Genomic DNA, 20,817 nt, shown 5'->3' on the forward strand with positions numbered 1-20,817 from the left:
GTATTGAATAATACGAAGATATTTTTTGTTTTAATTTGATATTGTTTAATTGTATTAATAATTTATGTATAATTTAAATAATTAATATTTTTATAGGAGAAATTATGAAAAAGATACTTACATCATTAGCTTCAATGACTTTAACAAGTTGTTCATTAATATATACTATCTCTTGTGATTCGAATGAAAAAGATAATCAAAATCAAAGCAAACCAGAAACTCCAACAAACCCAGACCCAGAAACTCCAACAAACCCAGACCCAGAAACTCCAACAAACCCAGACCCAGAAACTCCAACTTGAAATAATAAAAATCTATTGATTGGATATTGGTATGATTGAGGCGGAACATATCAAGAAAAAGTTAAATTATCAGACATCAATTTAAGTTATGATGTAGTTAATCTGTCTTTCTTATACACCTCTAAATCTTATGAAATGCCAAGTTTTAGTCCTGTCAACCCAACAGAAGTTAAAGAAGGAGTTAAAAAACTTCATCAAAATAATAAAAAAGTGTTGATATCTATGGGTGGCCAAACTGGAGAAGCAATGAGATTTCGAGAAGATCAAAAAGATAATTTAAAAAATACAATTTTAAATGTAATAAAAGAGTATGAATTGGATGGTTTAGATATTGATTGAGAAGGTAGTTGCCTTGCAGATAGAATTAGTCAAAATGTTACTTCACAAGCACTTATTGAAATTAAAGAACAATGAAAAAAAGAAAATAAAGAGTTTTTTATTACCATGGCTCCAGAATTGCCTTATTTAAAAACATCTACTGAAAACTCTGGAGGAAGTTATATACCATTTTTCAAAAAATTAGATGGTTATTATAATTGGATTAATCCTCAATTTTATAACGGTTGAGCATTTGGTCCTTATGTTGAACAAGAAGAAGCTAGTGAACTTGGACTTGGTTATGGCTCAGTTATAACAAATGATGATAAAGAAAAAAGAGCAGAATTTTATTATCTTATGACTAAATACCTTACTATAAAACATAGCAATTTAAATGGTTTTTATTTGATTGATCCAAATAAATTTGTTTTAGGAGCTTCAACGAACGAACCAGCTGGTAGAGGAGCTGCTAATGAAATTGCAATTAAGCGTACATATGAACTTCTTAAAAAAAATAATATAAAAATAAGAGGTCTTATGACTTGAGCTTTAAATTATGATGCTTATGAAGGTGAAATTGATTCAACTTTAAATGGCAAAGAATACTTTAAAAAATGAAGTTTTGCGAATTGATATCTACAAACTTTTGCAAATCAAAATATTAAATAATCAAATTTAATATATATTAATTATATTTTCATTTCATAAGTTTTAACTTTTTTAAACAAATTCTTACTTATCTAAAAACTATTTTGTTTAGTTTTATTTTTTAAATTAGATTAAATAATTGTATAATTTAAAAAAATAGGAGTAATATGTTTAAAATTAGAATTAATATTATAATTTATATTATTTTTGCTTTTTTGCATATCTTATCATATGCGTTAATAATTTATAGTGAGCAAAAAATAATTGATAATGCACAAAGTAAAAACTGAAATATTTTTTTACTTTTTTGTATTTTATTAATTACATTTATGCTAGTTGCAAGAGTTTTTAATTTATTAAGTAATTTAATCAAAGCCAAATTTATACAACTTTATAAAAATAAACTAAGGGAGTTTATTTCTTTAAAAATAATAGATGATTACAAAAAAGATAAAAATTTCGAAATCCCTATATCATGATATAGCTTAGATGTTGAACAAATAGAACACTCATATTTAAAAGAATTACTAGGCTTTTTGTTTAATTTAATTGGTGTTATCATAGGAATAGTATTTCTTGGACTGTATAATTATAAATTGTTGCTAATAACTATCTTAATTACATTTATAATAATAGTTACATCTATTTTATTTCAAAAAAAAATAAACAAATTAACATTAGAAGTAAGTGAACAGAATAATAAATTTCTTAGTATTGTGAAAGATATTTGTTCTGGTTTTTCTATATTTTGACAAAACTTGATTCTGTTAAAATTTATTCACAATATTAATAGTGAAAGTAAAAAAGTTGAAAATAAAATCAAAAGAAATTACTATATTCAATCCATTCAATCAGAGTCAATTTATACTATTTCAACAACGGCATCAATTTTAATTTTTATATTTTGTGGATATTTATTATATAAAAATGAAATTAGTGTTGGATCTGTTATTGCAATTACTCAGCTATCAGCAACTTTTACTTTTGATTCACAAGCGGCTTTCAGAGGTTTTTTTAAAATGATTTCTGGTAAAAAAATTGTAAATAAGTATTATATGTACAAAAATAATGAAGTTAAAATTAATTATAATATAGATAAAACTTTTGAATTCAAAAGTTTAGAAACAAAAAACTTAGAAATAAAATATAATAATATTAATATTTTAAAAAATATTAATTTGCATATAGAAAAAAAACAAAAAATTTTAATTATAGGAGAAAGTGGTTCAGGTAAAACTAGTTTTATAAAAGTATTTTTAAAAATAATAAATAATTATTCAGGAGAAGTTTTAATAAATGATTTAAATTTAAAAGAAATTGGTGAAAATGAATTGTTTAAAGTGTTTTATTATCATGAACAATTTCCTCATTATTTTAATGATACATTAAAAAATAATCTGACTTTATGAAATGAAAATATAGATAATAAAAAAATAAATAAAGTATTAAAAGATCTTAATTTAAATATAAAAAATGAAAATCTAGACAGTTTTAATGAAGTACAATATTCAGGAGGAGAAAAACAACGCTTATTAATTGCAAGAGCTGTATTGTCTGATAAGGAATTTATGATATTTGATGAACCAACAAGTTCTCTTGATGAAAATAATGCAAATATAGTTTTAAATTACTTAGTTAAATTAAATAAAACTGTAATCATAATATCTCATAAATATGATAAAGAAATAATCAAATATTTTGATAAAGTAGTTAATTTGAATGAATATAAATAAAAACCCATTTTTTATTAAAATTTTTAAGTTATCTAATTAATTTAACTATAAATATATAAATATGAAAAAAAATAACCTAATTTGACCAATGTATATATTTATATTTATTTATAAAAGTTAGATATAAACATAAGAATTTATAATAAAAGAAGAAAAAAATATATTTTTAAAATATTTAAATTATATAAAATGTTACTCTAATCATGTATCAAACATATTAATTTTAAAAGCAGAATAAAATTTTAAATTTCTAAAAAAGATAATTGTTAATGCAAAAATAGAAAAAAAATATTATCTTATTTCAATATAAGTAAAGAGGAAAAAATATTGAAAAAATTAATTACTATATTATCAACAATAGGTTTGACCAGCACATTAACAACAAATATTATTAGCTGTGGGACTGATAGTAATAACACTATAAATGGAGAAGAAAATATTGGAGGTAGTACAACACCACCGGGTGGAGGAGAACAAATTCCACCATCTCCATAAGAAAACTCTAAGTTTAGTAAACCAGTAAAAATTGGGGAATGTGAAATTGAAGATTTTGATGTATTTGCAAATAATGAAAAGGATTGAAATACTATCAATAATACTTATACTAAAGAAATTGAAAATATTAATAAAATAATAAGTGATGCTCAAAAAATGATTGATAGTGGGGATGAAGAAATCAAGAATCAAGGCGAACAAACAAAAGTTTTTGCTGAAGTTTTTTTAACTTTTGATAAAATTACTCAAAGACAAGCTGAATATTATTTACGATTATATAGTTATAATGTAAAAGTAAATTATGAAAGTGATGAAAAATTTATTGAAAGTATTATGGATATTAATAATATTACAGTAGTTGATTTTATAGCTAATTATACTTCTATGCTTTCGAGAGATTTTAGTTACACTTCTCCAATTTCTAGGTTTTGATTTGATTGAGTAATAAAAGGAAAAGTTAAAATTACTGAAAAAACAAAAAATCAAATTGATTATTTATGAACAAAATTATTTTTACATAAAGAACAAAAATTTGCTAAATTAACTGAAATATTAAAGAAAAAAGTCGAAGAAAATAAGATATAATCTTTATTCATATAATAAAATTTGATTATATAAATGTGCAAGTTTAATACTTGGTTTGATAATAGCGACTGTTTGAGATATCTGGTCCAAATAATTATATTTATGTGGCTAATATACTATCAATAGTTGTAGGTTTGTTTTTTGCAAAAGCGAAAAAATAAGGTATAAAACCTATTTTTTTAATGGTTTACATTCTAAAAATTTAAGGTTTTGACACGAAAATTATAAAAGACATGTAAAATTTTATATTTAATTAATTTTATAAGTAGCACATTGAAACTAACAAAAAAAATGTTACCAAAGAAAATAAAATTCTTAAAAGAAAAAATAAAGTGGATAAATAATAAAAATAGACAACCCTAAAGAGACCAAATTATTTAAAATTTTTTTAAATAATTGTTTCTACAGAAAGGGTGTTTTTTTATGCCGAAAATAATAGACAAAAAGATAAAATTATTAGCAATTAAGAAATTTCTTGCTGGTGAAAAAGCTTCTAAAATTGCCGAAGAATTAAATTTAAAAAGTGGGCAACCACAAATAAAACAATGAGTAAAAAGATATAATATTAATGAACTAGAAAGCGAATTAGATTATTCGCCTTGTGAGGTTAATATTTATATAAAAAAAGACATTGAAAACAAGATTCTTAAAGAAGAAAATAAAAAGTTGGAAAAAGAATTAAGTAAACTTAAAAAAGAAAAACTAAAAGATAAGGCTAAAATAAATTTTTTGGAAAAGCGCATGCCTTCTTGCATGAATTTATCGAAGACTCAAATGAAGATAGAAACAAGTAAGAAGGTTTGAAAAAATAACACCTATAACATAATTTATTTTGATGATTCTACTGAATTAAGCATAAAAGATAAATGCAAAGCTTTATTTGTTAATTTTGCTAACTATGCAAAATGAAAAAATAAAAATCAAAAAGAACTATCTGAAAATAAAAAAGTAGAATTAAAAAGAAAATATAACAATAAAGCGATAGACTTAATAAACAAGTTTTCAAAAAAGAATGGATCTTCTGGTTCAAGAAATGTAAGTTCTTGAATTAGAGATGTTTTTAATATTAATATTAGTTACAAAATAATAAATGAATTAAGAAAAAATAAGTTAGTTGATCTAGTTAAAATTAAAAGAGATTCTAAAAGAACCACTCACCAAAGAGGAAACATTGTACCAGACTTAATTAAAAAAGATTTTAGCACACAATATAACTTTCAAAAAATTTGAATTGATGGTTCTTACTTAGACCTTATAATTAAAGGAAAAAAAGTTAAAATATTAGGAGAGTTTGCCTACAATTGATTTAACAGGGAAATGATTGCTTATAATTTTGATTTAACTAAAAATTCAGAAATTGTTAAATAAACTATTTGCGAAGTAATAGAAGTTATTAATAAACATAAGGTTAGCCATTCAATAATTCAAACTGATAGAGGAACCGCAAATACATCTTATGCTGTTAAAAATGTTATTGATTTATATCCGAATGTTGTTTTATCAATGTCTGAGTCAGGATTTAAACATAATGCACCAACAGAATCTTTGAATGGTTGATATAAAGAATGTTTTTTTGCACAATACGGTAATGAATTTAAAAATTTTCAAGAATTCAAATTATTATTCGATCAATTTATAATTAAAAGAAATAACTTGCAAAATTACTTATATAATAAAAAAAGAAACCAAATATTATAAAATATTTCTGGTCTCTTTAGGGTTGTATATTCTATATTTTAAAAAGTATGTTTTTAAGCATATTTTTTTTATTATAATTTAAGAAAAGAAGATGTTGAGATGAGTATATTTGGAGCAGTTGGTTGATTATTAGGAATCCCACCAGCAAAAGATAGGGAAGCTAGAAAAAAATGAAATAGGGAATATGAAACTGTAAAAAGAAAAAAAGAGATAAATATGAAGAATATTTTAAAACTAATTTTTATGATCCAAATGATTTATATAATAAAGGTTTGGCAGGCACAACAGTCTTTGGTTTATTAGAAAGTTCCCCCCTGAATTTGTTTATGAAAACAGTCCTTATTTAGATAAAGTAATCGATAAATATATTGCAGACTATATAAAAGAGTATAAATCAGTTGAAAATGATGAAAAAAGTAGACTTTTAGTAGATATGAAACACGTTTATGATAAAAATAGTATTTGAAAAAGAAAAAAAACAGTTAGTGATTTAGAAAAAGTGATTGAGGAAATTGAAAAAGAAGAAAATAATAAATTAAATTATATTAATTTTAGCAATAATAAGGATCTTGATAAGGAAATAGAGATTTTAAAGCTTCAAAAAGAGATATTGGAATTAAAAGCTAAATTAGGAGAAAAGGATAAGGAAAGCGAAAATTAGTCTCATATTTTTAAAACAATAATAAGAGTTGTGTTATTATATTAATAAGCAAATAGATTGCTAGCAACACTAGCAATCTATTTTTAATTTAGAATCATGAACTATCTATTGCTAGTTTTTTATTTGCTCAGATAATTTCCCTATGAAAAATAGGAGGTAAATAAATGAAAAAATTATTAATTTTTTTAACTTTAATTAATTTAAATAGGTTATTTGTTATTAATAAAAAATATTTTAAATTGGGTAATGATATTATTAATATGAATTATAATAAAATAATTGACGACTATAATCCAACTTTTCCTGATATTGAAAGAAATACATCACAAAAAGATTTAAGTTATAAATATAATAAATTTCAACATGTAATAATAAAGTTATGATAAAGGTGAAAATTGGAAGGAAAATTTGAATAATTCGATAACTCTTTTTAATATTACTGATTATGCAAAAAATAATGAAGAGTTTGTTAAAAACTATAAAAATTTAACTATTAATGTTGAATTTAGTAGGTATTTCCATTATTGATGAAGAGGTTATGAACAATCTAATTCTACTCCAAGTTTAAATTTAGGTGGTAAAACTTAATTTTATTTTTATATCTAATCAAAAATAGTAGATTATTTATTATTAATACGACCACGTATTAAAAATATTTGCATAATTAATATTATTTGTTTATAATTTAAGTATTAGATTATATATAAATGAAGTAATTTGGAGAAAGCATGGAAAAGATAACTATAACCAAAAAATCACTTATAAATTATATTATTCTTGCTTTTTTTGGTTTGGCCTTTTTTGTTACTTCTTTAGTTGACCCTTTAAATAATGAAGAACTATATAAACGAATAACTATAATAAAGATAATCTTTGGTATTTTTATAGTTTTATGAATACTTGTGAAATTTTATTTGGAAATGTCAAGATTAATTAAAAGATTCAGAGTTAGTTATGGAATGGTTAAGAGTTATGATTGGTTTTTAAGATTTGAAAATCTATGAACTTTTACAAAAACAATACTTTTAATAACTCCTTTTTTGACTTTAAATATATATTGATTATTGACAGTTTCTAACACCATTGAGGATTTTGAAGTATTTTCACTTGAATTAGCTAATAATTTATCTAATAAATATCTAAATAAATTTAGTTTTGTAATTGATCAGAAAATATTTTTAATTGGTGCAACATTTATGTGAGCTATATTTTCTTCATTGTTTTTTGCTACCTTATTTTATATTGGATATAAAATTGCTATGGTTCGTTTTACAAATAGATTAAGAAAAAACATTGAAAAAATATCAAGTAATTGTAAAAAAACAGAAGAATGCAGTAAATTGCTAGGTGTTAATGAAAAAGAAATTAATGAAGAAATTGAAAATAGAGAAAAAACAACTATGACAACAAGAGAGTATAGAGTTTTTACTGTTGTAAAATACAAATTTTCTGAAATGTGAAAAGATGTTAAAAAAGGAACCTGACCACCACGAAGTAATTATTTCGGGGAATATTAATTTAATTTTACAAGTGTTATGACTTTATTTTTTTCATAACATTTGTTGTGAAAAAAATACTTATATTATCCATAATATAAAAGAGTTTATAACTCTTTTTTTTATTTAATTGGTATAATTAACCTAGTATTAAAGAGGGGCATATGAAAAAAGATATATTAGATAAAAAATATAATCATTTATTAGTTGAAAGTAACAAATATAAGAAATGATTAGAATTAGATTTATTTAAAGCAAAACAAGATAATAAAAAACCTAAATTTTCAATTGTTATTCCTCCTCCAAATGTTACGGGAAAGTTACATTTAGGTCATGCTTGAGATGGTGCGTTACAAGATTTATTAATTAGATACAAAAAACTTAGTGGTTTTGATACAATATGAATTCCTGGTATGGATCATGCAGGTATTGCAACCCAAGCAAAAGTGGAAGAAAGACTTAGAAAAAACAATATATCAAGATATGATTTAGGTAGAGAGAAATTTATTGATAAGGTTTGAGAATGAAAGGAAGAATATAGTCAAAATATAAGACAACAATGAGCCAAATTAGGCTTATCTTTAGATTATTCAAAAGAAAAATTTACTTACTCAGATGAACTTAATAAAATAGTAAATTATGTTTTTGTTGAAATGTATAATAAAAACCTTATATATCGTGGTGAAAGAATAATCAATTGAGATCCAAAACAAAAAACTGCACTTTCTAATATTGAAGTTATATATAAAGAAACAAAAGGGAAAATGTATTATTTTAAGTACTTTTTTGAAGACAAAAAAGATTATTTAATTGTTGCAACAACAAGACCAGAAACAATGTTTGGTGATGTTTGTTTGGTTATTAACCCAAGTGATTCTAGATATAAAGAATATATTGGTAAAAAAGTTATTAATCCTGCAAATGATCAATTAATTCCAATAATTGCAGATGAATATGTTGAGGTTGATTTTGGTACTGGTGTTATGAAATGCACTCCATCTCATGATCCTAATGACTTTGAATTATCTTTAAAACATAATTTAGATCTTATAAATGTTATGAATCTTGACGGCACAATGAATGAAAAAGCAATTGATTATGTTGGCTTGGATAGATTTGAAGCTAGAGAATTATTAATAAATAACTTAAAGCAAAAGAATTTAGTTGAAAAAATCGATGATATATTACATCAAGTGGGTTACTCAGAACGAAGTGGTGTAATTATAGAACCACTTGTTTCAAAACAATGGTTTGTGAAAATGGATGAACTATCTAAAATTGTATTAGATCTTCAAAAATCAGATAATAAAATTAATTTTTACCCAAATAGATTTTCTTCAACATTAGAAATTTGAATGGAAAATGCTTATGATTGAACAATTTCAAGACAATTATGATGAGGTCATCAAATACCCGCATGATATAACAAAAACAATAAAGAAGAAGTTTATGTTGGTATTGAACCACCAAAAGATATTGAAAATTGAATAAGAGATCAAGACGTATTAGATACTTGATTTTCAAGCGCATTTTGACCATTTGCAACAATGGAGTGAGATCCTAGTAAAATATCAAAACTAATGAATAATTATTATCCAATTTCAGTTATGGTTACAGGATATGATATTATCTTTTTTTGAGTTGCTAGAATGATCTTCCAAGGATTAAAATTTACAAATTCTAAACCATTTAAAGATGTTTTAATCCACGGTCTTATAAGAGATGAAAATGGACAAAAAATGTCTAAATCACTCGGCAATGGTGTAGATCCAATGGAAGTTATTGAACAATATGGAGCTGACGCACTAAGATATTTCTTAATAACTAACTCAACTCCAGGTCAAGATTTAAGATATAGTGAAGAAAAATTAAAATCTTCATGAAATTTTTTAAATAAAGTTTGAAATGCATCTAGATTTGTATTCATGAATAGTGATTTAAAATTTACAGAAAATGAATTTGATAAAAATTTTGTTGAAAAATTTAGTGATAATAACTTGATTGATAAATGAATATTAAATAAATTATCTTTATGTAAAGAAGAAGTGAATAAAAATATAGATAAATATGAGTTTGCAGTGATTGGTAAAGTTATTTATAACTTTATTTGAGAAGATTATTGTTCATGATATTTAGAACTTGCAAAAGTTCAATTAATAAATGATAATTTGTCAGAACAAGAAAAACTTAATACAAAAGCAACCCTTATATATGTACTAAAACAAATTTTATTGTTGCTTCATCCTTTTTGTCCTTTTATGACAGAAGAAATATATTTACAATTTGGTTCACAAGCTTCAATTTTAAATGAAGTTTATGATGATAGAGTATATGACTTTAATGTTGATCAAATTGAGAACATCTTCCAAATAATTAGCTCAATAAGAGAGTTTAGGGCAAGCCAAAATATTAAAAATAGTCTTAAATTAGATTTTGGTCTTAACATTATAAAATCAAAATTTATTTCAAATAAATATATTTTATATGTATCATATTTTGCAAAAAATCTTGCAAATTCAATTTTAAATACAGATTATAATTTTAATTCTGATTTTACAAGTATACCTGTTAGAGATTATTTTTTAGAAATAAAAAATTCTGATTTCATTAATGAAGAAGAAATAAAAAACTCATTGATTGAAACAAAAAATAATTTAGAAAAAGAAATCAAAAGAAGCGAAAATATATTAAATAATCAAAATTTTCTTAGCAAAGCAAGTAAAGAAAAAATAGCTGAGGAAAAAGAAAAATATAATATATATAAAACTCAATACGATGCCATAGTAAAAAAAATCAATAATAATTAATTAAATATCATATGTTATTGACATAAAAAAAATCAATAATAATTAATTAAATTGCAATTATATTTGATAAAATCTATATTGTATAATTGTAATTCAATATTTATAGAGAGGCATTAATTATGAAAAAAGTATGAATTGTAATGTTAATTACTTCAATTGCATTGTTGATAATATCTACACTGTCTTTAACATTGCCAGATTTCAAATATAAAAATCAGTTATTGTATGAATATTATAGTGGAATAAAATTCCCATCAAAATTAGAAAACATTCAAATATGAATCAAACTAATGTTGTCGATGTCTGTTATTTCATCAGTTATAAGCATTTTTGTGCTAGTAATGGGGTATTTTTATGAGAATACAACTTATAATAAATATGCAGCAATGACTCAAATTCCAGTAGTTTTCATTGCTTTCTTTAGTGGTCTTATGATGTTGATTGCTGGTTGTATGACACTTAGTGGGGGTACTATAAATTCATCATCAAAAACTTCTTTAATTATATTACAAGTATTTATTAATTTAGGTTATGTTTCATTAACTGGTATTACTATATGGACTTGTATTGTTGAATATAAGGCAAATTCACTTAAATAATTTATTTTAGCACTTATAAAAGGTGTATAATAAATATTGAAATTATTAGAAAGGGGCTATTTATGAAGGCATCATGAATAGTATTATTGTCAAGTTTTTTAATAACATTGTTGACTTCTGTATTGATTTTAACTTTGAGTGATAAATTTGGATATAAATATTATACTTTTTTTGAGGGAAGTAAATTTCCATCAAAAGATAATCAAGTATTTATTTGATTAATTATATATATTGCAGTTTTAGCAGTAGGTTTAATTATGGGTATTTTTACATTAATTGCTAATCTATTAAAGATTGATAAATATAATAGAATAATGAACTATAGTTTCATGGTTATAGGTTTATTATTGATCATATTTGGTATATTCTTAATTGTTGCTGGTGCTAGAGCACAATCTTCGGATAAAGAAGCGGTAATATCTTTAAGTATGTTGTGTGTTTTCTTACCAATAAGTATTTCTTCAATATGTTTTATGTCTATTGTAGATTTTAAAACACAAAAATAATATATAATCATAAATTAGTTTATAAGCTAATTTTTTTATTTTTTTAGCAAGATTATAATAAAAAAATAACATATTTAAATGCTATAATATTATTGTTCAAAATAGTCGGTGATAAGAATGAAAAAAATTTTATTTATATTTTTATTGTTTCCAATAATCATTATTTCGTTGTGCAATTTTTTTATTAGCCAAAATTTGAATGAAAACAATAATACACTTGAAGATAAATTAAATCAAATCATACGCAAAAACAAAGATTGACCAGAAGAAAATGATAAATTTTTAGATGTTTGGGTTAATTTGCACGAAGAATCTTTAAAGCAAATAAACAATTCAATTAAAAATATAGTTGATCATTATACTAGTGTTTATATTGAAAAATATTATTATTATAAGCAAAATCATTATGTAGGCGACACAGATTCATATGGTGTTCCAAATTTTGAATTAAACAAATTATTAAATGATATATATAATTCAGATGAAGTTCAATTTCAAAGCGCATATATACTTAGAGCTTTATATGCAGAATCAAAAATTAATGTCATATTAGGTAAAACTAATAATTTAATTAATCCTACAAGTGAAATAGTTTTATGAGCATTTAAGTATTATAATGCATTGGTATTTTTCCAATGAATTAAAATTTGAATTAATGAACTAGGTAGAAATATAGAATATGGTTTAAGTATTGATTTTTATTCATTTGGTGGATATGTTCAATTAGATGAAAATGATCAACCAAAATGAGACTTACCTCCATCAGATAAAAAACCAGAAGCAAAACCAAAAACTTCTTTGAACAAGCAGTTAAAAGATTTTGTTGATGAAACTTATAACTTTGTATTCATAAATAAAGGAAACAAAAACAATTTTATATAAATTAGTTAACGCATATTAGATAAGGGAATAAAATAATGTGAGCTAAAAATAATTTTAAAAATACTTTTGTTATTTTTTTAAAAAATAACTTTTCAAATTATAAAACATATGTTTGAAGTTTTTTGCTACCATTTATATTATTTTTTGCTTTAATAACAATAAATACAAATATATTTAAAAATATACTCTTACCTCCATTGTTATTAAATATTTTATCAATTTCAATATTTTGTACTTCATTTTTTATTTCAATAACAATTATTGATTGGAAAAAAAGATTTTATCTAAAAAAATTATTATTAGGAAACTTAAATAAAAGAGATTTTTTAATATCTATTTATTTAATTAATGTAATTTTAAATACAGTCAGTTTTTTAATTAATTACATAACTTATTTAATTCTTTGTAAAACAGGATATTTGGTGATACATGTAAAAATTTTATCTAACTTAAATTTTGGTGTTTGAATTTTATATATAATGACAATGTTATTAACCATCTTTTTTCTAACTGTTTTATCATTTTTTTTAACATCATTATCAAAAAAAAGATCAGTAAATTTGCTATATATAATTATAATATTGTTTTTTACAATCATATTTTCTGATACGGTATTGAACCCAAAAATAATGAACAATAACTTATTATTGTTGATAATTGGATATTTTAATCCTATTAAATATTTTGTTTGATCGGGAATGATGGTTTCCTCATATGCTATTTTTGATAAGTATGGTTTTACACAAATATTACCAAGAGAAAACTCTGCATATATTCCATTTGATAGTATGTACCAATCATTAATACCTTGCTTAATATTTGTAGCTATTATATTGTATTTATACATTAGGTTTTTTGCTTGAGGAGATAAAAAATAATGAAAAAACTAATTTATATGACATTAATTGCAATTATGCCTCTAGTTTTTATATCAGAAATATATTTTTTAGCGGACCCAAGTACCAATAAAAGTTATTACAATAATTTTAAAAACTTTAATTGAAATGATCCAATGTATGGAGATGGTATTGATTACAACCCTTACTCTGAAGATTATATTACAAAATTTAATGAATCAATTAATGATATGGGAAATATTACACCTCAATTATATAATGATCACATTGATTATGAAAATTTTAATACAGGTTTCCAATGGGATCAAAACATAAAAAAACAAAGTGTAACTGGAGTACCCTTAAATAAAGGTTTTATGCCAAATGGTAATTATTCATATGACTTTGGAATATCTTCACCAGCTCAAAGTTATAGAATGATTAATTCAATTTTAGACTGAGAGCCAAATAAAGATAACGACGCAAAATATAATAAATCAACAAAACAACCTAAACAAAAAAAATATGTTGCAGCTAATAATGTTGATACACAAGATGAAAGATTAAGATTTAATTATTTAGGATTTTCAACTAGAAAACATAGAACTTATGATAATACAGTTGTTGGTACAAAAAATCCTTTTGAAAATACAAATTTAAACTGACAATATAATGATGTTTTTATTAACTGGTCAGGTTCGTGATTTGAAGGACCGATTGTGCCTCCACCAGCAGATTTTATTGAAATTGCCCATGCAAATGGTACTAAAATATATGGAGATATTTTTCTTGATGGTTATCATGGTTTAACAAAAGACATGCTTAATGATTTTATGAAAAAAGACTCTTCAGGAAATTATTTAGTCGTGGATAAATTAATAGAAATTGCAAATTATATTGGGTTTGATGGCTGATTTATTAACAATGAATCAAATGGATCAGAACCAAATGGAACAATTTTGGATTACAAAGAAATGTATAAAATAATTAGCCAATTTCAAGAAAAAACATCAACTTCAAAAGATGAAAATATTAAAAATTTAAAATTAATATACTACAGAAATAGTGCTACTTTAAATTATTCAGATATAGAAAAAAAATACTATGATAAAGAAACAACTTATATGGTTTCAGCAAAATATGAAGATGAAAACTTTAAAAAGTTAATTGATATTCAAGTAGATTTTGGAGAAACACCAGAAAATTCAACACATTTTTTAAATGAATATAAAGATTACACAGGATCAAACATTAATACAATAGTTGATATAGGATGAAATGCTCAATCGTTTGGTTTTTTAGATTTTCAAAGTCTTGCTTATAAAAAGAATAAACCAGGGTCTTCAAATCAAAAATATGATAAATCAATTTTTAATGGTTTTTCAACATATGCGGATGAAGGTTCGGGTCAATTTGCAAATGACGCACTTAAATTAACTACTAGAAATATGAGTGATATTAGAAAGTATTTATTTCAAAATCAAATTGCAAATCATTTTAATGATATTTTATACAGTGGTTCAAATTTATTTTTATCAAACAAAGATAAAGGAGAAGATTTAAGCAGCTTGAAAGATATTTTGAATGGATTAGAATATAAAAAAGAATATATAAAAGCAGATCCTAGAATACATTTTGATAAAAAGTATGAAGTTAATGAAAAAGTAAAAACCCTATACAATTATGAGTCATTTGGTGGTATTAATCAATCAAGTTATGGAATTGGAAATTTAATTAAAGAAAAAACTATATTTATTGATGAAAATATTGATAATAGCATTATTAAAACAAATTTCTCAACAGGTAATGGAATTAAATTTGTCAATAATAACGAAATCATTAATTACCCATGAACAAATAGGAGGTTGGCTGATGCTCTCCCAACATACAAATGAAGAATATTTGATTCAAAAAATAGAAATAATCCCTTAAGAATTGATCAATTTTCAGGAGGGTATGATTATGATGAAGTATATAGCAAAGGTAATTCAATTTCAATTGGTTCTGGATTTGATGAAACAGGAAAAATATTAGATGCAGAAAATTGAAATAAATCATTAAATTATGGTTGAGACATTATTGGTACAAATATAGTTGATAACAATAAAACAATTAGCATAGTTTATAAGGATAATGTTAAACAAGTTGATCAATCACCTGATGTTTCAATGAGGTTAACTTTCTCAGACGCAAAAGGGGTTGTAAATGACAATTCTATAAAAACTGTTAAACCTGATAGAGTTATTGAAAAATCAAATGGTTGAAAAGAAGCTGTTTATAATTTAAGTAAAGATAATTTAAGTAATAACAATGTATTAGCGATGGTAGGATTAAATATAAAACCTAATGCAAATAAATTTAAATTTAATGTTGGTGAATTAACAATAAAAAGTAACAATTATCAATACAATACTAATGTTATTTTAATAAAAAACCCGAAATCAGAATATGTAGTTTATCGAGAATTTAATAAAAATATATTAAATAATATAAGATTCTCTTGAGAAACCGATAATAATGTCATATCAGATGTTGATTACTTTGAAATATATATACAATATAATAATTTATGATATAGAGCTGGTGAAACAAATCAAAATCAATACTATTTAAGAGATTTAAAATATGATAAGGGAATTACAATTGGTATAAAACCAATTTATAAAAATATTAATTTGAAAGGAGATATTTATAAATTTAATTTAAATATAAAAAATTATGAAAACAAATAAACTAAATCGTTGCATCAGTTATTTATTTAAATCTACTTTAGTATCTTCTTATACTTATATCTATATTTTTTTAATACCTTTAATATTTGAGATTCTATTCTATTTTTTATTAATCAAAAATAGAATAGATGATAATAGGATAATTACAATTGCACCCATATTACTCTTTTCGTTAAACCTTTGTTCACTATTTGTAACTCACTTAATAATTTCTTGAAGAGAAACAATTTTTTTAAAACAAATAAAGAATTTTCAAATTAATAATGTTACATTTTTAATTGCCTTAGGGGTTGTTTATTTGGTTTATTCTTTAATTTCGTTATTAATAGTTTGTATTACTTTATTACTAATTGATATTATTGAAGATATCAATAAAATTATGAATTTATTTAAAACGACTATTTCTAGCCCAACTTTTATATTTGTTTTATTCTTCATTGTTTTAAATATAATTGTAATATACTTTATTTCACTTTTAATTAGTGGTTTTATTAAAAATATCTATTTGATTCAAGCTGTTAGTTTTGCGTACTTAATATTTATAATCTCTTTTGGTGACTACTTAATAGATTCTAATTATACAAATAATATTATTTATCAATTTATTAGTTATTTCAATGTTGAAAAATACTTTAATTGGTTATTTTATATAACTTATGTTAATGCTTTTAATGGAGGTCAAAATTTATATCTAATAACATTAAATATAAGCAATGTAATACCTTTTAAAAATGTCTATGCACCATTATTTTCAATGGCTGTAATAGCACCAATTATTGGATTTTTTAGTTTTTATAAATTCAATAATTCAACAAAAATATAAGCTCAAATTTTTTTCCCTTTTTATAAAATTATTGATAATTTTACTAAAATATTGTAGAATATTTTAGAGAGGTGATATAATGGAAGACAATAAAAAACAAGATTGTAAATGCGGTACAACTGAAGGTAATGTAAGTTGTGATTGTAATTGTGAATGTAAAAAATAATAGCAGAAGCTATTATTTTTTTGAGTTAGAAATATAGGAGAAAATAAATAATGAGTCACAACACAATTGATCCAAATAGCCAAGTTGGTCAAAAACCCAAAAAAAATATATTTGGTATTTTATTTTGAATATTACTATGTTTAGTTTTAATAGGTCTTATAATACATGTTATAAATTTAAACAGTTTAAAAAGGTTAAAAGTTAAAATCGATGAGGCAGAAGCGGGTATCGATGTTCAACTAAAACGTAGAAAAGATACTCTTGTTAAATTAGTTGACGCTGTAAAAGGAAGTATTGAATTTGAAAAAGATATTCAAGTTTCACTTACTAGTATGCGTACAGGTGGAAATATTAATGATTTAATGCAAAATGCTTCTCAATTAAATGATATAAGTAGAAGAATATCAGTTCAGGTTGAAAATTACCCAAATTTAAAATCTAACGATTTAATAAAAGATTTAATGCGTGAATCAACAAATATTGAAGAAAACATATCAGCTTCAAGAAGAATTTACAACTCTAATGTGAGTTCATTTAACCAGTCTATTAATACATATCCAACTAATTTAGCAGCGAGCCAATTAGGATATACTTTTATGCCATTTTTTGAAATATCAGAATCAGATAGAGAAGACGTTAAAATTAAATTTTAATAAATTATGGATACAGAAGCTCTTAAGCAACAAATCGAAGAAATTTATTCAAAAGATGACAATTTTATCAAATTAATTAACAGCCTTAAAAAATCATATTTTATTGGTTTTGTTTTGATAGGACTAACAATAATATTTTTTCTAATTGCAGGTGCATTAATTGCATTACCATTTTTTTTAGAAAACAAAATATTTAAAGAAAATTATTTTAAAATTATATCATACGTATTTTCGATTATTTTTGTAATACTTTTAGTATCTACATTTCTGTTTTATAACACTAAAATGGGTCCTTCAAAAATATACAAAAGCTTAAAATCAAGTCAATTTGATAACGAAAAAACAAAAAAGGTTTACGAATATTATTTTAAAAGTATAAAACTTGGAGATACTGATAAAGAATTTTTAATGGATGTTAACTCTACAAATAATTATTTTGAATATAATTATGGGTCAAGATTAACATTAATTAAAAAAAGTAACAGAGATCTTCCGAAACCCAATGTAATAAAATTTACTTTTAAAGATAATGAAGTTCATTTCATAATTAATCATCCAATTAAATATACTCATGAAAGAACTATAAGTACACTAATTAGCAATAAGAATAACAATAATACTGATACTAAAGTATATTACATATCAACAGATGATTTATTTTATAAAAATACAAAATTTGATCAAAGTTATGATGGAATAAAAATAACAAAAGGAAAACACTTCGATAAAAATTTTCAAACCGAATCAGTAGTATTTAATAAAAAGTACGATATTAATCTTCCAAGCAATGATATTAGAGCTGCAAGATTTTTAAGTCCTAAGTTAATTGATAAGATGTCAACACTTAACGATAAAGATTTTAAAGAATTTGGTATAAATAAAAACTTTTATGTAAGTAAAAGTCGAAAAACAGACTACACAAATAAAATTGATTTTCAAATCGGTGCATTAAACTATAAAAAAATTAAAAATTTTGACTCATTTAAAAAACAATTAATTAATAAAGTAACAAGAGATTTTGAATTATTATCAAGGTCATTTAATTATATAGAAAAAATATATTAGTTTAATAAACTAAATAGACACTAAATTTTAGTGTCTATTTTTTTTTTTTTTTTTTAAAGTAATTAAAAAAAAAAAAAAAATGAGCGAATTATAATTGGTGATTTAAAATGAATTATAAAAAATTTTTTATTATTTTTATACTAACATTTTTTTTAGGTTTTGGTTTCATAATTTTAAATAAAGAAATAAATATAAATAAAAATATTGAAAAAAATAAAAAAGAAGAATATATTAATTTTAAAATAAAGTTCAACGTAGAATTATTAAATAATAATTTATTACCAAATAAAATACTAAAAACGAGTAATAATAAAATAAATAGTGTTAATGATTTTTTAAGTTTTAATAATTTAGAAAAAATTAATTTTTATTTTGATGTTTATGAAAATAAAAAATTTTATGATATTGGTGAAATAGTGATATTTCCTAAAAATGATAGTTTGACTAAGAAATACAATAGATATAACATTGACAATGATTTCTTTATTAAGTATGGATTAGATCGGAAGTTGTCTAAAAGTTTAAAAGAAATATTTATACGTGAAGATTCAACTATAGAAGAGTGCATTAAGATAATAAACGAAAAATATAAAAGTGTTAAAGAATTGCTAGAATTTATAAATGTTGCAACATATTTCATCTTATTTTAATAAGTATAAAATTTTATTCACTTTTATAGTTTTTGCTATTAGTATATTAGTAATTAATCTTAATAACTACTATGTCATTTATCTATTATTCATGATCCTGTGACTTCCTTATATTTTAAATATAAAAAATAATTATATATTCATCATAATCATTGTTATTTTTCAAATTTTTATTTTCATTGTATTAAAATCAAATGTGTTTATCTCCCATGAGGGAGTTTACAAAGTTACGGCAGTAAAGAAAGACTATATTCTAGTCAGGAGGCTAATGTCTAGCTACTATATAAGAGTAGGGAAGTATAAATTTTCGATAGGGGAGTTAGTTTATATAGAAGGGGAGATGAAAAAACTCAGTAAACACCATGTTAATTGGGGTTTTGATTTTAACAGCTACTTAAGAAAAAATAATGTAAGATATGAGATTTATAATATAAACCAAGTTGTTAGAAAGTATAAAACCCTCTCTTTTTATTATTGAAAAATGAGTGAAAATAATAATATTCTTTTAAAATTATTAATATTCCAAAATAAAAATGACATTACACTATTAAAAACACTCAATGACCTTGGTATATCTCATGTTATAAATTTAGGGGGATTAAATTTTTATATTCTCGATAGATTTATTGATAAAAAAATATTAAAAAAAGATAATTACAAGAAATTTAAACCTATTTTTATTTTACTTTTGCTTATTTATAATTATTTATTGGGGTTAAAACTGATAATAATTAAATCGACTTTAAGTATTTTTTTTAGGTATTTGAATAAATTACAAATAATCAATATAAAAAAATGGAACTTACAAAGTCTTCAATGGATTATAATTTTCTCTTTAAACCCAAGTTTTATTTATTCTATTGGTTTTTTTTATAGTATAGCTTTCAATTTGTTATACTTAGATCAAAATAATAAAATATTAATATCTAAAAAAAGAGTTATTTACAATTTTTTGCTAGTTATTTTCATTTCGTTTCCTTTACAAATTCATTTTCACTATAAAATTTGATTATTTTCTACTATATTTGAAGTGGTTTTATTTCCTCTAATATTTATGTCTTATATTATATGTATTTTATTCCCTTATTTAGTTAACTTATCCAATTTTTTATATAGTATTTTAGATGGTGTCTCAAGATTTTTAAACATTTTTAATAAAATT

General features: G+C 22.6%; 21 protein-coding genes. 19 read left to right on the forward strand and 2 right to left on the reverse strand.

All coding sequences use genetic code 4. The annotated features are described in order from the left end of the window. The first annotated feature begins 104 nt into the window (after nt 1-104). The 5 genes from SLITO_RS02415 (at nt 105) to SLITO_RS02435 (ending at nt 5,449) form a co-directional block, all read left to right on the forward strand. Nucleotides 105-1,289 carry a glycosyl hydrolase family 18 protein gene (locus tag SLITO_RS02415; protein WP_075058195.1) on the forward strand — a complete coding sequence of 395 codons (1,185 nt, stop codon included), beginning with the start codon at nt 105-107 and terminating at the stop codon, nt 1,287-1,289. Nucleotides 1,290-1,435: 146 nt separating this feature from the next. Further along, nucleotides 1,436-3,001, forward strand: coding sequence for an ATP-binding cassette domain-containing protein (locus tag SLITO_RS05820; protein WP_083433343.1), 1,566 nt, complete (start codon nt 1,436-1,438; stop codon nt 2,999-3,001). Between the two features lie 327 nt (nt 3,002-3,328). Further along, a complete protein-coding gene (locus SLITO_RS05960) occupies nt 3,329-3,496 on the forward strand; it encodes a lipoprotein (protein WP_158500620.1) in 168 nt (55 codons plus the stop codon). Between the two features lie 156 nt (nt 3,497-3,652). Beyond that, nucleotides 3,653-4,081, forward strand: coding sequence for a hypothetical protein (locus SLITO_RS02430; RefSeq protein WP_075058196.1), 429 nt, complete (start codon nt 3,653-3,655; stop codon nt 4,079-4,081). Nucleotides 4,082-4,504: 423 nt separating this feature from the next. Then, a complete protein-coding gene (locus SLITO_RS02435; protein ID WP_075058197.1) occupies nt 4,505-5,449 on the forward strand; it encodes a hypothetical protein in 945 nt (314 codons plus the stop codon). A gap of 86 nt (nt 5,450-5,535) precedes the next feature. Here the strand turns inward: SLITO_RS02435 and SLITO_RS05965 are convergent, their stop codons facing one another. Then, entirely contained in the window at nt 5,536-5,697 is a 162-nt protein-coding gene (locus SLITO_RS05965; protein ID WP_158500621.1) for a hypothetical protein, read from the reverse strand. Between the two features lie 181 nt (nt 5,698-5,878). Here SLITO_RS05965 and SLITO_RS02445 point away from each other — a divergent pair, with 181 nt between their 5' ends. From SLITO_RS02445 to SLITO_RS02485, 9 genes are all read left to right on the forward strand, one after another. After that, a complete protein-coding gene (locus tag SLITO_RS02445) occupies nt 5,879-6,082 on the forward strand; it encodes a hypothetical protein (protein WP_075058199.1) in 204 nt (67 codons plus the stop codon). A gap of 130 nt (nt 6,083-6,212) precedes the next feature. Continuing rightward, entirely contained in the window at nt 6,213-6,440 is a 228-nt protein-coding gene (locus tag SLITO_RS02450; RefSeq protein WP_075058200.1) for a hypothetical protein, read from the forward strand. A 164-nt stretch (nt 6,441-6,604) separates the two neighbouring features. Beyond that, a complete protein-coding gene (locus tag SLITO_RS02455) occupies nt 6,605-6,826 on the forward strand; it encodes a hypothetical protein (protein WP_075058201.1) in 222 nt (73 codons plus the stop codon). A 22-nt stretch (nt 6,827-6,848) separates the two neighbouring features. Continuing rightward, nucleotides 6,849-7,028 (forward strand): hypothetical protein, encoded by a 180-nt coding sequence (locus SLITO_RS02460; protein WP_075058202.1) that lies wholly within the window; start codon nt 6,849-6,851, stop codon nt 7,026-7,028. A gap of 140 nt (nt 7,029-7,168) precedes the next feature. Beyond that, nucleotides 7,169-7,957 (forward strand): hypothetical protein, encoded by a 789-nt coding sequence (locus SLITO_RS02465; protein WP_075058203.1) that lies wholly within the window; start codon nt 7,169-7,171, stop codon nt 7,955-7,957. Nucleotides 7,958-8,100: 143 nt separating this feature from the next. Further along, nucleotides 8,101-10,743 (forward strand): valine--tRNA ligase, encoded by a 2,643-nt coding sequence (locus SLITO_RS02470; protein WP_075058204.1) that lies wholly within the window; start codon nt 8,101-8,103, stop codon nt 10,741-10,743. Nucleotides 10,744-10,862: 119 nt separating this feature from the next. Then, the gene (locus tag SLITO_RS02475; protein WP_075058205.1) at nt 10,863-11,342 is read left to right on the forward strand and encodes a hypothetical protein; all 480 of its coding nucleotides are present in this window, start codon (nt 10,863-10,865) and stop codon (nt 11,340-11,342) included. 62 nt (nt 11,343-11,404) lie between these two features. Further along, entirely contained in the window at nt 11,405-11,848 is a 444-nt protein-coding gene (locus SLITO_RS02480) for a hypothetical protein (protein WP_075058206.1), read from the forward strand. 117 nt (nt 11,849-11,965) lie between these two features. Continuing rightward, the gene (locus tag SLITO_RS02485; RefSeq protein ID WP_075058207.1) at nt 11,966-12,730 is read left to right on the forward strand and encodes a hypothetical protein; all 765 of its coding nucleotides are present in this window, start codon (nt 11,966-11,968) and stop codon (nt 12,728-12,730) included. A 391-nt stretch (nt 12,731-13,121) separates the two neighbouring features. On the opposite strand, the gene SLITO_RS05915 is transcribed toward SLITO_RS02485, so the two are convergent. Beyond that, nucleotides 13,122-13,577, reverse strand: a complete 456-nt coding sequence (locus SLITO_RS05915; RefSeq protein WP_144416399.1) for a hypothetical protein — start codon at nt 13,575-13,577, stop codon at nt 13,122-13,124. Nucleotides 13,578-13,607: 30 nt separating this feature from the next. On the opposite strand from SLITO_RS05915, the gene SLITO_RS02495 reads away from it, so the two are divergent. From SLITO_RS02495 to SLITO_RS02515, 5 genes are all read left to right on the forward strand, one after another. After that, on the forward strand, nt 13,608-16,298 hold the full coding sequence (locus SLITO_RS02495) for an endo-beta-N-acetylglucosaminidase (RefSeq protein WP_075058209.1): 2,691 nt from the start codon (nt 13,608-13,610) through the stop codon (nt 16,296-16,298). A gap of 298 nt (nt 16,299-16,596) precedes the next feature. Beyond that, complete coding sequence (locus tag SLITO_RS06110; RefSeq protein ID WP_235443376.1) at nt 16,597-17,121, forward strand: hypothetical protein; 525 nt, start codon at nt 16,597-16,599, stop codon at nt 17,119-17,121. Between the two features lie 216 nt (nt 17,122-17,337). Then, nucleotides 17,338-17,940: a LemA family protein gene (locus SLITO_RS02505; protein ID WP_075058211.1), complete on the forward strand. Its 603-nt coding sequence runs from the start codon at nt 17,338-17,340 to the stop codon at nt 17,938-17,940. A gap of 6 nt (nt 17,941-17,946) precedes the next feature. Then, nucleotides 17,947-19,005, forward strand: a complete 1,059-nt coding sequence (locus tag SLITO_RS02510; RefSeq protein ID WP_075058212.1) for a hypothetical protein — start codon at nt 17,947-17,949, stop codon at nt 19,003-19,005. Nucleotides 19,006-19,112: 107 nt separating this feature from the next. After that, nucleotides 19,113-19,655 (forward strand): hypothetical protein, encoded by a 543-nt coding sequence (locus SLITO_RS02515; protein WP_075058213.1) that lies wholly within the window; start codon nt 19,113-19,115, stop codon nt 19,653-19,655. Nucleotides 19,656-20,817: the final 1,162 nt, after the last annotated feature.

The organism is Spiroplasma litorale (assembly GCF_001267155.1).
GTDB classification, from domain to species: Bacteria; Bacillota_I; Bacilli_A; order Mycoplasmatales; family Mycoplasmataceae; genus Spiroplasma_A; species Spiroplasma_A litorale.